Below are 13,288 nucleotides of genomic sequence, written 5' to 3'. Positions count from 1 at the left end.
AACAACGCCCGCCCCACGCAGTCGCTTGTTTGCTTGATGGGTTTCCCAACGCGGTCCCGTGGCAAGGGTTGCGCCCGCCGGAACAATGTGATGATCAGCGGCGGAAGGTGGCCGCGATCTCGATATGGGTGGATTGGGTGAACTGGTCGACCGCCACCAGATCGCTCATGACATAGCCGGCGCCCACCAAGATCGCAGCATCACGAGCAAAGGTCCTGCTATCGCAGGCGACCATCACCACGGTCTTCACCTTGGACTTGGCCAGTTCGCGCACCTGCGCCTCGGCGCCGGCGCGGGGCGGATCGAGCACCACTGCCTCATAGGGCAATTCGAACTGGGTGAGTGGGTCGCGGAACAGGTCGCGCGGCTTGGCGATGATCTCGCGCAGGCCCTTGGTGAAGCGGCGGGCCTTGTCGAGCGCCAGAATGCCGGGTTTGTCGCTGTCGAAAGCCGAAACCGGCCGTTGTTCGGCCAGCCGCAGGGCAAAGGGGCCGATGCCGCAGAACAGGTCGGCCACGCTCTTGGCCTTGCCGACGGCGTTCAGCACGTATTCGGACAGGATAGTCTCGGCGGCTTCGGTGGCCTGCAAAAAGCTGCCAATGGGCAGTTCGACCTGGGCGCGGCCCATGGCGATGATCGGCGCCTGGGCTTGCAGGATCATTTCGCCGTTGAGCGCCAATCGCGCCAGCCGGAAGCGGCCGACCAGCGGCTGCAGCCGATCGGCGCGGGCCTGCTTCTTCTCGGTGCGCACGGCGACGTCGAGGCCGGAAACGGTCGCGGTAAAGCTCACATCGGCCTCGCCCAGAGCCGCCATGACGGCGCGAGCGATATCGGGGGCGCGGGCCAGTTCGGGCACCAGGATCGGGCAGGCATCCAGATCATGCACCTGATGGCTGCGCAGCCGCATATAGCCGGCGCCTTCCTTGCGGGCATGGAGCGTCGCGCGGCGGCGGCCATTGCCGGCGGCGTCGATGAAACGGGTGACTTTGTGGTCGAGCCCGGCGAAGCGCAGCGGGATTTCAACCAGCCCGGTCTTAAACGTTTCGTAGCTGGCTCTGTCCATGTGCTGCAGCTGGCAGCCGCCACAGGCGCCGAAATGCGGGCAGAATGGCGTGATGCGGCTGGCGGCCGATTCGAGCACCGAGACCAGCGTGCCGCGTTCGCCGTCGGCGGTGATCTCCACCATTTCGCCGGGCAGGGTCAGCGGCACGAAGATCTTGGTGCCGTCGATCTCGGTGACACCCTCGCCCTTGTGGCCGAGGCTGGTAATGTGTGTGGTGATGGTCATGAACGTCCGGGGCTTGCTGAAGGGTTCAGTAGCCTTTTGCGGGCGATGTGTGAAGGGCGGGGCTTTTGCCCCCTCACCCGGCTTAGTGCAGCGGCCGGCTGGCCCACTCCAACAAACTCGCCAGGCCCACGAACGGCACGCCCGCATGCTCACTCAGCCCCGAGGCGCAGGTGGAGACTGTCGAGACGCCCAGCGTGCATCCTGCAGGTATGTCATTTTTGGCGAAGCGGGTGGCGTGCTGGTTGAGTTCGGGGAAGAACAGGCCCTTGTCGCCGGCATAACCGCAGCAGGTGACGGAACTGAGCACGGCAATATGCTCGGCGCAGGCGCAGGCAATGGCTTCGGTGGAGGGCTGTTCCTTGAGGCGCTGGGCCGAGCAATTGTGGTGTACGGCCACCGTCGGCAGCTTCTGCGTGATGGTCAGGCGCGGCAGCACATGAGTGACGAGGAATTGCGCCGAGTCGAGTACGGGCGCAGTGCCGGGGAATTCCTTGAGGTGCTTGGCGCAGGTGGAAGCGTCGGTGACGACCGATACCGCGCCGCCATCGCTGAGAGCGGAGAGCTCGCGCTTGAGCGCGCCGCCCACCTCAGTTGCCTGTTCGGGGAAACCCTTGGACTGGAAGGGCTGTCCGCAGCATTGGCCATTCAGATGCTCGGGCATGGTGACATCGAACCCGGCCCGGTCGAGCAAAGCCAGCATGGCGTCAGTGACCGGCAGCAAGTTCTCGCCGGTTTGCGGCGCGCCGAACATGCGGCTGGCGCAGGAGGGGAAATAGACGATTTTCTGCCGGTCGCCTTGCACGATGGGCAGAGGGAAGCCGGTGTCGCGTGGATCGTCCCGCGAGACTTTTGCCGGTGCCTTGGGCGCGCCGGGACCGTGACGCAGCGCACGGGAGAGGCGCGGAATGCGATTGCCACTGGCGCGGCGGGCGGTTTCGGTGATGGCCTCCAGCGCGGGCGCGGGGATGATGGCGCGGGCCATATCGGCCAGGGCCACGCCGCCGCGCATGAAGGCTTCGACGCTGCCGGTGTGATCGGCGGCAAAGCCGGCCACCGAACGGGCGGTGCTGCCGCGGCGCTGACCGCGCTGGCCGATGATCATGGTGCCGGTTTCAATGCCGACGGGGCAGCGCAGGGAGCAGAGATTACAGGCGGCGCAAGTGTCGAGGCCGGGATATTGGAAGTCGCGGTCGAGGATCGCCAGCCGTTCGGGATTTTCGCCACTGACGCGCAGGCGTTCGCGCTCGCGGGTGACGGCGATGCGCTGGCGCGGCGATAGCGTCATCTGGTGGCTGGGGCAGGCCGGCTCGCAGAAGCCGCATTCGATGCACATGTCCACCAGTTCATCGGCCAGCGGCATGACCTTGAGATGCTTGATATGCACCTTGTCATCGGCATTGAGCAGCACGCCGGGATTGAGCAGGTTTTCGGGATCGAACAGGGCCTTGATCTGGTGCATCAGGCCATAGGCCTTGGGGCCCCATTCGGCCTCGACAAAGGGCGCGATGGCGCGGCCGGTGCCATGTTCAGCCTTGAGCGAGCCGCCGAATTGGATCGAGACCAGGCCGGACAGGGCCTTGGAAAACATATCGAATTTTTCCGCCGCGCCGGGCGCCGCGAAATCGTCGCTCATCTGGAAATGCAGGTTTCCTGCCAAGGCGTGGCCGAAAATGATGGCGTCTTCATAGCCGTGATCATCAAGCAGATTGCGCATGGCGATGACGAAATCGGCCAGCCGATCGATGGGCGCGGCGACGTCCTCGGTGAGCATGGAGGTGCCCTTGGGACGGGCAGCGCCGCCCGAGGCGAAGAAGCCCTTGCGGATATCCCAGAGAGCGTGGGAACGGGCTTCGTCGGTCGAAAAATCGATATGGGTCGCGCCATTGGCCGAGAGGATCGCAACGGCTTTTTCGACTTCTGTTTCAAGCTCTTGGGCGGTGGGCGCCGTGACGTCGATGAGTACGGCGGGCGAGTTGTCGGTGAGCCAGGGCAGGAGCGGCGCCATGGGGGCGAGGTGCTCCACCGTGGCCAGCGCGCGGCGCTCGATATATTCGGCGGCGGTGACACCAGTTGTCACCTGAACCCCATTATTGGCTAACACACTGATAGCACTGGCAGCAGCATAGGGGTCTGGAAAGGGCACCAATGCGGTCGATTTGAAGGGGTGTTCGGGGACTGTATTGTAGGTGACCTCGGAAACGAAACCGAGCGTGCCTTCGGAGCCCACCATGAGGTGGATCAGGATATCGAGCGGGTCGTGATAATCGACCAGCGCATTGAGCGAATAGCCCACCGTGTTCTTGATGCGGTATTTCTTTTTGATCAACGCGACCAGATCGGGGTCGGCCATGACCTGGTGATGCAGGTCATGGATGGCGTCAAGCATATTGGCGTGGCTGATGCGGAAGGCGTCGCAGGAAGCCGGATCGCCTGAATCGAGTGCGGTGCCATCGGCCAGCACGATCCGCAGGCGCGCCATGGTGTGATAGGTGTTCTGGGCAACGCCGCAGCACATGCCCGAGGAATTATTGTTGACCACGCCGCCAATCTTGCAGGTGGCCTGGCTCGCGGGATCGGGACCGATCTTGCGGTCGAATTTCTTGAGCGCGGCATTGGCCTGGGCGACAATGATGGCCGGCCCCAGCGTAATCTGGTCAGCGCCGGGATGGATATCGAGCTTGCGCCAGCCATCGCCCAATACGGCCAGGACGCCATCGGTGACGGCCTGACCCGAGAGCGAAGTGCCGGCGGCGCGGAAAGTGAGGGGTAGCTGTTCGGCGCGGCAGGCCTTGATCACCGCGCGCACCTCATCCTCGGAATTGATGAAGACCACGGCGGCCGGCACCAGCCGGTAGGAACTGGCGTCCCCGCTCCAGGCATAGGTCATCAACGCATCGGTAAACATGCGCCCACCAATTTGCCCCTTGAGGCGGGCGACAAGGCGCTCGCCGGCCGCGATGCGGTCGGGCGTGGGCTGATGGACGGGGGAGGATGAGAGGGCGGCTTGCTGCATGGCGGCGAGGCTAACATGTCAGCTGGGGCCGGCGAAAGAGGTATTAGATAGGTATTATGGGGCGCCATACTTGCGGCGCCCCATAATTTACTCAGATATCGACGTCGTCTTCGCCGATGGCCTCGATCTGGGCGGCAGCGTGGCGCAGGATATCGGCAGCCTCGCGCTGCTGCTCGGGCGAGCCGGCGCGGGCCTTCTTGAGCGCAGCCTTGAGATCGCGGCGGGCGTCGTTGAGCTCGGGCACGACATCGCGCAGGTCGCGGTCGGCATCGGGCTCATGACTGCCGGGACCGAAGCCAAAGCCGCGACCACGATGATGGGGACGATTGCCGACATCGGGGCCCTGTTCGCGGTTGAACGGCCAGTCGGCCTTGGCGAATTCGCGGAAGCGGTTCATCTGCTCGCCGGCTTTGGCCAGGAATGACAGGGTTGATTCAATGGCTTCGCGATTGTCGGCCAGATGGGTGCGGCCTTCATCGGTGATGGTATAGAGCTTTTTATTGCCATCAGCTTCCGAGGTGACGTAGCCGGCTTCCTCGAGGAAGGTCAGCGCCGGGTAGACGATGCCCGGGCTGGGCGAATAAAAGCCGCCCGATTTTTCCTCGATGGCCTTGATCAGATCATAGCCATGGCGGGGTTGCTGCTCGATGAGATAGAGCGCCACCAGCCGCAGGTCGCCCGAGGCGAGCATGCGCCCGATGCGGAAATTGCCGCCCATATTGCCCCAGCCATCGCCACCAGCGCCGCCGGCAAACTGTCCCCAGCTGCGGCGGGCCATGGCTTCAAGCCGGCGCCAATTGGGCTCTCCATCGCGCCAATATTGTCCCATGATGTGTCTCCGATATATCTTTGAATTGCGTTGAAGCTAAGATCGTTGCGGATAACGGCGATTTCAAGATATATCTTACGATTGTTTTTGTAGGTGGCGAGGGAGCGGCCGGTCTCGATCTCCTCGTCGCTGTCATCGCCCGGCTCGTCCGGGATCCATATCTCAGCGCACGCGACGGCATGGATTGCCCGGACGAGCCGGGTAATGACGGTGGGGTTTGAGAGATACGGGCACACCGGCAAAAATTAGAACCGCAAACAAAAAGCCACCGCACTAGGCGGTGGCTCTTAAGATCCGGCGGTTTGCTCGAAGGCTAGATATTGACCTTCTCGTAGTGCGAGGGATCGGCCTTGAACGAGGTTTTGTCGTCGAGGCCCGGGTCGCGGTCGAATTGGCCGTGTTTGCGGAAGCGGTACATATAGGTGGGCAGGATAGTGTCCATCGAAGTGGGCGCGATGCCGATGCCGGCCAGGGTGCGCTTTTCCTTGATAGCGATATCGGACACCACATTGTCGACGCCCAGCAGATCGACCTGGTCGGCAGTCAGCAGTGGCGGGAAGGGCAGGATGGCGAGGGGGGCGGCCAGCGCCTTGGCAAAGCCGGGCGAGAGCGGCAGCAGCGAATTCTTGCGGCCGGCTTCGCGCAGGATGCGCTGCAAGAGGGCACGGTGGGTTTCCACCGTCGGCCCGCCAAGTTCGTAGATGCGGCCAGTCTTGAGCTCGCCTTCGGCCGCCTTGGTGAAGGCCTGGGCGACATCGCCGACATAGACGGGCTGGAAGCGCGTATCGCCTGAGATCAGCGGCAGCGCCGGGAACAGCCGGGCCAGACCGCCCATGAGATTGAAGAAGCCGTCATCGCGGCCGAACATGATCGAGGGGCGGAAGATGACGGCATTGGGGAAAGCCGCGAGCACGGCGGCCTCGCCTTCGAGCTTGGAGCTGGCATAGGCGCTGACGGCGGCAGCCTGATCGACGCCGAGAGCTGACATATGCACGAGCGTTTCGGCACCCGCGGCCTTGGCAGCGGCAGCGATCAGCCCAGCTGCTTCGGTATGCACCACCTTGAAGGTCTGGGCACCGCGTTCATAGCCGATGCCGACCAGATTGATGACGATATCGGCCTTGGCGACGGCGCGGGCGATGGACGCCTCGTTGCGCACATTGGCCTGGATGGGCAGGATCTGCCCGACCATGCCCAGTGTCTTGAGGTGCCCGGCAAGGTCCGGCCGGCGCACAGCGACGCGGATGCGATGGCCGCGATCGGCCAGCAATTGCACGATCTGGGTTCCCACGAAGCCGGAACCGCCAAAGATGGTGACGAGTTTGGGTTCGAGGCTGTGCATGCAAAAGCTCCGGCAAAGGCGCGAGGGCGCGCGGCAAGTTGATCGGGTTCTAGCGCAGGCAGGGCGTGGCTGTCGAGGGCATCGAACCCGGATTGGCTCTGGGTGGACCGCCTCGATGGCGCCCCGGCGGCGGACCGCAAACACGGTCACGCACCGGGACGGCGCGAACTTTTGAGTATGGGCGCAAAAGCCCGTTGACAAGCGCCGACGGGCACCCTAGTTACACCGCCACTTGCCCAGATGGCGGAATTGGTAGACGCGCACGGTTCAGGTCCGTGTACCGCAAGGTGTGGAAGTTCGAGTCTTCTTCTGGGCACCAAATTTTGAGCGCCGGTCATGACGGAAGTCGTGACCGGCGCTTCGCTTTTCGGGGAGCCGCCTTTCCAATGCCCTCTTGCTGTGCCAAGAGGAGCGGAACGTGCAATTTTCGAGACGTCCCATGGCCATCAGACTGCATCGCGGCGACCTGCCTGACCTTTCCCGTTATGGCAGGGAAGTGGCCATCGACACCGAGACGATGGGTCTTGATCCCCATCGCGACCGGCTCTGCGTGATCCAGCTGTCGCCCGGCGATGGCAGCGCCGATGTGGTGCAAATCCCCCAAGCCAGCAATGAAGCGCCCAATCTCGTCAAACTGCTGGGCGACCCTGCAGTCACCAAGATTTTTCACTATGCGCGTTTTGACGTCGCTGTGCTCAAGAACCGCTTTGGCGTGGTGACCGGGCCGATCTATTGCACCAAGATCGCGTCCAAGCTGGTGCGCACCTATACCGACCGGCATGGGCTCAAGGATCTGGTGCGCGAACTGCTCAATGTGGACCTGTCCAAGCAGCAGCAGAGCTCGGATTGGGGGGCGGACAAGCTCAGCGATGCCCAGCTCGATTATGCGGCCTCCGACGTACTCTATCTGCATGATCTGAAGCGCCACCTGGACCGCATGCTGCAGCGCGAAAACCGCACCGAGCTGGCCCGCCAATGCTTTGATTTCCTCAAGACGCGGTGCGAGCTTGATCTGTTGGGCTGGGACGAAACCGATATTTTCGCCCATAGCTGAGAGCGAAACCCAAGGGGTTGCGATGACAATCCATGCCGACGCGCCGGAACGGCTGGCCACCTATCGGCGCCTGATGCGGCGCAACCGGATCGTGTCGATCCTGCGTATTGGCGTACCCGCTTTGGGGGCGCTGACGCTGGTGCTGCTGGCCGGGCAGATTTATCTGTCCAGCATTGGCACCCGCTTCGGCGTCGGCCAGATTTCGGTGACGCGCGACGGGGTTTCGGTGGATGCTCCCGAATATGCGGGCCTGCTCGAGGATGGCGCCGCCTATCGCGTGACGGCCAGCGCGGCGCGGGCGGCGATGAATGCCACCGACCGGATCGAATTGAGCGATGCCGTGCTCGAAGTGGACCGCACCAGCGGGGTGTCCATGCGCGCCATCTCGGCAGCGGCGCTGCTCGACACCACCAGTCAAGTGGTCTTTATCGACGGGGTGGCCCATTTCACCGATACGACCGGCACCAAAGGCATATTGCACCAATCGGAATTCGACTGGGCCAGTTCGGTGCTGACCGCCAAGGGCCCGGTGACCATCAATTATTCGGACGGCAGCGATATCAGTGCCGATGGCATGGTCTATGATGCCAAACAGCAGACCTGGACATTTACCAGGGCCATTGTCACCCTGCCTTCGACCCCTGGAGAAACCATTCCATGATGCCGCGCCTCCTGCTCGCCATGAGCTTGCTGTTGCTGGCCAGTCCGGCCTGGGCGCAGCAAAAGGTTGAGATCACCGCCGACAAATTCACCATCGAGGAAACCAGGCGGGAAGCCGTGTTCGAGGGCAATGTGGTGGTCAAGCATCCCACGGTGACTGTGTGGGCGCCCCATGTCGTGGCCATTTATGGCGAAGGCGGCACCAATGACATCAAGAGCTTTGAAGCCACCGGCGACGTCAAGCTGGAGACCAAGGACCAGACCGCGACCGGCCAGCGCGCCGTCTTCACGCCGTCCGATCAATTGCTGCGGCTGACGGGCAATGTGGTGGTGGTCAATTCGGGCGGCACGGTCAATTCGAGCGAATTGGTGGTCAATCTCGAGACCAATGTATCGACCTTTTCCAGCACTGGCGGCGGCAGGGTGACCGGGGTCTTCAACTCACAATGAATGATGCAGCGGCAAAACCCCGGATCGACCAGACCGGGTGGCTGGTGGCGCATAGCCTGGCCAAGAGCTTTGGCAAGCGCAGTGTGGTGCGTGATGTGTCGCTGGCCGTGCGGCGCGGCGAGGCCGTAGGGCTGCTCGGACCCAATGGCGCGGGCAAGACCACGGTTTTCACCATGATCATGGGGCTGGTAAAGCCCGATAGCGGCGACATAAGGCTCGATGGCAGGCCGATCACCCATTTGCCCCTGTTCCAGCGCGGCCAATTGGGCATTGGCTATCTGCCGCAGGAGCCCTCGATTTTCCGCGGAATGAGCGTCGCCGACAATATCATGGCGGTGCTGGAAAACCACGTGAAGGGTCGGGCCGCGCGCCAGGCAAGGCTGCAATCCCTGCTCGAGGAATTCTCGATTCAACATCTGGCCAAGGCCAATGCGCTGGCCCTGTCGGGCGGGGAGCGCCGGCGCGTCGAAATCGCCCGGGCGCTGGCCGCCGATCCGGTGTTCATGCTGCTCGATGAACCCTTTGCGGGCGTCGATCCGATCGCGGTGGCCGAGGTCAAGGCGCTGGTCAAGCAATTGACGCGGCGGGGCATTGGCGTGCTGATCACCGATCATGCGGTGCGCGAAACACTGGGCCTGGTCGACCGCGCCTATGTCATCCATGGTGGCAAGGTGATGATCCAGGGGCGACCCGAAACCATCAGCGCCGACCCCGATGCCCGCCGCGTCTATCTGGGCGAGAATTTCGAGATTTAGCCCGCGACCGCACTTGGCACGGAACTTGCCCTATCGCTTGCCCCCTGCCGCGAAATGGGGCATGGTGCCGCCGGGAAATGGCCGGAAACGGCCAGGATTTTTGCATTTCAGGGACGGATGGATGGCACTTTCGCCGCGGCTCGAATTTCGGCAGGCTCAAAGCCTGACGCTGACGCCGCAATTGATGCAGTCGATCCGGCTGCTGCAATTGAGCCATCTCGAACTCAACGATTTCGTCGATGCCGAATTGCTGCGCAACCCGCTGCTCGAGCGCGAGGACGGGGCCGAGCCGGGCGAAGCCGAACCGGTTGAGGTGCCCGAGCGCACCACCGAAATCAGCGCCTATGAGGATACGGTGGAGCGCGGCGAGCGCATCCAGGATGCCGGCTCGATTGCCGATGGCTATGACACTGCGGTGGAGAATGTATTTCCCGACCAGGCGGCGCAGGACCAGTTGATCCCCACCAGCCGGCTCGACCGCAACGGGGCCAGCGAAGGCGGGGACGCGCCCGATATCGATCAATTCGTGGCCTCGCGGCCTTTGCTCTCCGAGCATCTGGAGGCGCAGGCCAATCTGATCCTGCGCATGCCGGCCGACCGGATGATTGCGCGGCACCTGATCGACAATCTCAACGAGGCCGGATATCTGGCGGTCGAGCTGGACAGCATTGCCGAATTGCTGGGGGCCGAACTGGCCGATGTCGAGGCCGTGCTGGGGGCACTGCAGGGCTGCGATCCGGTGGGAGTATTTGCCCGCAATGTGCCGGAATGCCTGGCCATGCAATTGCGCGAGCGCGACCGGCTTGACCCGATGATGCAGGCGCTGCTCGACAATATCGGGCTTTTGGCCGAGCATAATGTGGCGGGATTGCTGCGCGCGGTGGGGTGCGATCGCGAGGACCTGGCCGACATGCTGGGCGAAATCCGCCGGCTTGACCCCAAGCCGGGCCTGGCTTTTGACAGCGGGCCAATCGAGGCGGTGGTGCCCGATGTCTTCGTGCGGCCGGGGCCGGATGGCGCCTGGCAGATCGAGCTCAATACCGAAGTGCTGCCGCGCGTCCTGGTCAACCGCGTCTATTATACCAGCGTCACCAAGAAGACCCGCGAGCCGGCCGAAAAGGCATTCCTGTCCGATTGCCTGGCCACCGCCAATTGGCTGACCAAGAGTCTGGACCAAAGGGCACAGACGATTTTGAAAGTGGCGGCCGAAATCGTGCGGCAGCAGGATCAGTTCCTGGTGCATGGCATTGCTCATTTGCGGCCGATGACGCTCAAAATGGTCGCCGAAACCATCGACATGCATGAATCGACCGTCAGCCGGGTAACGTCGAACAAATATATGGCGACGCCCCGCGGCCTGTTCGAGATGAAATATTTCTTCACCACCGCGATCGCTTCCAGCGATGGCGGCGGGGATCACTCCGCCGAGGCGGTGCGCCACCGCATCCGCCAATTGATCGAGGCCGAGGTCATCACCGATGTGCTTTCGGACGACACCATTGCCGCGCTGCTGCACAAGGAGCAGGGGATCGAGCTGGCCCGGCGCACTGTGGCCAAATACCGGGAGGGCATGAATATCCCCTCCTCGGTGGTCCGCCGCCGGCAGAAGAAGAATCTGGAGCATACCCCCTAGAGCCGCCTTTGCGATTGCCCAATATGGGGCATAGCCCCTATGGTCCTTGTGGGCAGAAGTGGGACGAATCGCGCGCCTGCTGCCACCGGATTTGAGTGTGCATGGGCAAGGCGGAAACCAAGACGATCCACACCCGGTCTGGATCCCGTTCGATCATATTCTACCTGCTGGTGCTGGCCTTTGCCGGTATCGTGCCCAGCTTTGTGTTTGCCGGCATCCTGATCCAGCGCAATCAAGCGGCGCAGGAAAGCATTGTCGAAACGCTGATCGTGGCGACGTCGCGCTCCATCGTGCAAGCCATGGAACGCGAAATCGCCGCCAATATCACGACGCTGCGCGTGCTGGCCGCCTCCCCTGCCCTGCGCGCCGGCGATTATCGCAGGTTTCATAATACCAGCGTCGTGGCTCTGGCCGGCACCAATGCCAATCTGTTCATCGTCAATCCCGATTTCACCACCTTTGCCAGCACACGCGAGCCCTTCGACAGCCCGCCCAGCTTGACCAATGACATTGCCTCCAGCGAGCGGGCCTTTGCCGGCACCGAGCCGGTGATCACCGATCTGGTGCTTGGCGCGGTATCCCAGCAATGGGTCTACAATATCCTGCTGCCGGTCGATCTGGGGCCCGAGGGCACCAAGCTCATCGCGCTCAACCAGCCGGCCAACAATTTTGCCGGCGCGCTGTCGGCCAATAGCCTGCCCGAGGGCTGGAACACGGCACTACTCGACAATGAGGGCCGGATCATCGCCGCCACGCCCGGCGTGGGCGAAGCGGGTGAGGAATTTGCCCCGTTCAACGCCATGGCGCAGGCCTTCTCCCTGGGCTGGCAACATCTGGACACCGATCAGGGCGCCGCTTTGGGCGTGATCCAGCGCTCAGTCACCACCGGCTGGCGCCTGGTGGCCTGGGCCCCGGTGTCGAGCATTTCCCAGCCATTGCTGATCGCCGTGCTGACGCTGATCGCCGGCGGCATCGTGCTGCTTGGGCTGATCCTGGCGGCCCTGTTCTGGGGCAGCAAGCGCATCGGCAGTTCGGTGCGGGGCCTGGCGCGCGACGCGCGGCGGCTGGGCGCAGGCGAGCCCGTGGTCGCCAAACCCTATCCGGTCTCGGAAATTGCCGAAGTCTCCGAGGCGCTGGAACAGGCGTCCGAGGTCCGCCAGGCGGCCGAACGCGAAGTGCGGTTCCTGCTGCGCGAACTGGCACACCGCTCCAAGAACCAGATGACCGTGATTGCCGCCATGGCCAAGCAGACCGCCCGCGGCGCCACCGATCTGCCCAGCTATGTGCAGGCTTTCGAGCGGCGCATCCTGGGATTGGCCCGCTCGACCGACCTGTTGCTCACCCATGGCACGGCCGGCGTGCTGCTGGGAGAATTGATCGAGCACCATATCGAGCCCTTCCGCCCGGTTACGGACCGCCGCGTACACATTGCCGGCCCCGCCGTGCGGCTCAATGGCCAGGCGGCGCAGACCCTGGGCATGGCCGTGCATGAATTGGCGACCAATGCGGTCAAATATGGCGCATTTCTCGATGACGCGGGGCATTTGTCGGTCACCTGGCAAAAGGACGGCGAGCGGCTCGACCTGATCTGGCGGGAAACCCTGGTGCGGGGGCTGGAAGCCAGCGAGCGCACCGGATTTGGCACCACAGTGCTCAAATCCATGGTCGGGCGCTCGCTCAATGCCAAGGTCGAGCGGATCTATCGCGCCGATGGGCTGGAGTGGCGCTTCCTCATACCCCTTTCCGGCATCGACCCGGCGCTGGCCCCTGCCCCGGCCGGCGAGCCTGATTCGGAATAAATTCTGGCGTTATCCCCCGCTTTGCCCTATATGCAGCCCCAGGTTCGGCGCCTTTGCGGGCACCGGGCGTCAACGGCCCCGCCTGGACGACATCCCGGCCGGGGCGACCCAATCCTCCTTTGAAAGGATATTTCCGATGTCGATTACGCCCGAGCGCAAGACTGCTCTGATCCAGGAATACGCAACCAAGCCGAACGATACGGGCTCGCCCGAAGTGCAGGTTGCCATCCTCTCCGAGCGCATTGCCAATCTCACCGAGCACTTCAAGGATCACGGCAAGGACAACCATTCCCGCCGCGGCCTGCTCAAGCTCGTTTCGACCCGTCGCAGCCTGCTTGACTACGTCAAGAAGATCGACGACGCCCGTTACAAGACCTTGATCGAAAAGCTCGGCCTGCGCCGCTAAGCGCAGCTTCTGAACTTGCGAATGCGGGGGATTCTCCGCATTCGCCTTTGCCGCAGATT

10 protein-coding genes, 1 tRNA gene and 1 pseudogene are annotated in these 13,288 nt (G+C 63.3%); 8 read left to right on the top strand and 4 right to left on the bottom strand.

The genetic code is table 11. From position 1 onward, the window contains the following. Positions 1-94: 94 nt before the first annotated feature. The 4 genes from FF80_RS08745 to FF80_RS08725 form a co-directional block, all read right to left on the bottom strand. On the bottom strand, positions 95-1,288 hold the full coding sequence (locus FF80_RS08745) for a class I SAM-dependent RNA methyltransferase (protein WP_035099313.1): 1,194 nt from the start codon (positions 1,286-1,288) through the stop codon (positions 95-97). An 82-nt stretch (positions 1,289-1,370) separates the two neighbouring features. Further along, positions 1,371-4,301, bottom strand: a complete 2,931-nt coding sequence (locus tag FF80_RS08740; protein WP_052153326.1) for an FAD-binding and (Fe-S)-binding domain-containing protein — start codon at positions 4,299-4,301, stop codon at positions 1,371-1,373. 91 nt (positions 4,302-4,392) lie between these two features. Beyond that, complete coding sequence (locus FF80_RS08735) at positions 4,393-5,130, bottom strand: PadR family transcriptional regulator (protein ID WP_052153325.1); 738 nt, start codon at positions 5,128-5,130, stop codon at positions 4,393-4,395. A 313-nt stretch (positions 5,131-5,443) separates the two neighbouring features. After that, entirely contained in the window at positions 5,444-6,472 is a 1,029-nt protein-coding gene (locus tag FF80_RS08725; RefSeq protein ID WP_052153324.1) for a complex I NDUFA9 subunit family protein, read from the bottom strand. 234 nt (positions 6,473-6,706) lie between these two features. On the opposite strand from FF80_RS08725, the gene FF80_RS08720 reads away from it, so the two are divergent. From FF80_RS08720 to rpsO, 8 genes and pseudogenes are all read left to right on the top strand, one after another. Next, positions 6,707-6,791, top strand: a tRNA-Leu gene (locus FF80_RS08720). A 120-nt stretch (positions 6,792-6,911) separates the two neighbouring features. Then, complete coding sequence (locus FF80_RS08715) at positions 6,912-7,526, top strand: ribonuclease D (protein WP_035099311.1); 615 nt, start codon at positions 6,912-6,914, stop codon at positions 7,524-7,526. A gap of 22 nt (positions 7,527-7,548) precedes the next feature. Further along, on the top strand, positions 7,549-8,187 hold the full coding sequence (locus FF80_RS08710; RefSeq protein ID WP_035099310.1) for a hypothetical protein: 639 nt from the start codon (positions 7,549-7,551) through the stop codon (positions 8,185-8,187). Beyond that, entirely contained in the window at positions 8,184-8,636 is a 453-nt protein-coding gene (locus FF80_RS08705; RefSeq protein ID WP_035099309.1) for an LptA/OstA family protein, read from the top strand. Before FF80_RS08710 ends, FF80_RS08705 begins: the two co-directional genes overlap by 4 nt. After that, complete coding sequence (gene lptB, locus FF80_RS08700; RefSeq protein WP_035099308.1) at positions 8,633-9,391, top strand: LPS export ABC transporter ATP-binding protein; 759 nt, start codon at positions 8,633-8,635, stop codon at positions 9,389-9,391. The genes FF80_RS08705 and lptB overlap by 4 nt, the downstream gene beginning before the upstream one ends. A 121-nt stretch (positions 9,392-9,512) precedes the next feature. Next, a complete protein-coding gene (rpoN, locus tag FF80_RS08695; protein WP_035099307.1) occupies positions 9,513-11,024 on the top strand; it encodes an RNA polymerase factor sigma-54 in 1,512 nt (503 codons plus the stop codon). 101 nt (positions 11,025-11,125) lie between these two features. After that, positions 11,126-12,823, top strand: coding sequence for a sensor histidine kinase (locus FF80_RS08690; RefSeq protein ID WP_052153323.1), 1,698 nt, complete (start codon positions 11,126-11,128; stop codon positions 12,821-12,823). Positions 12,824-12,876: 53 nt separating this feature from the next. After that, positions 12,877-13,229: pseudogene (gene rpsO / locus FF80_RS08685) on the top strand (30S ribosomal protein S15). Positions 13,230-13,288 lie beyond the last annotated feature (59 nt).

The sequence above is a fragment of the Devosia sp. LC5 genome (assembly GCF_000735585.1).
GTDB lineage: Bacteria > Pseudomonadota > Alphaproteobacteria > Rhizobiales > Devosiaceae > Devosia.
The sequence above is the reverse complement of the archived record's forward strand: the minus strand, read 5'-3'. Positions and strand labels throughout refer to the sequence as shown.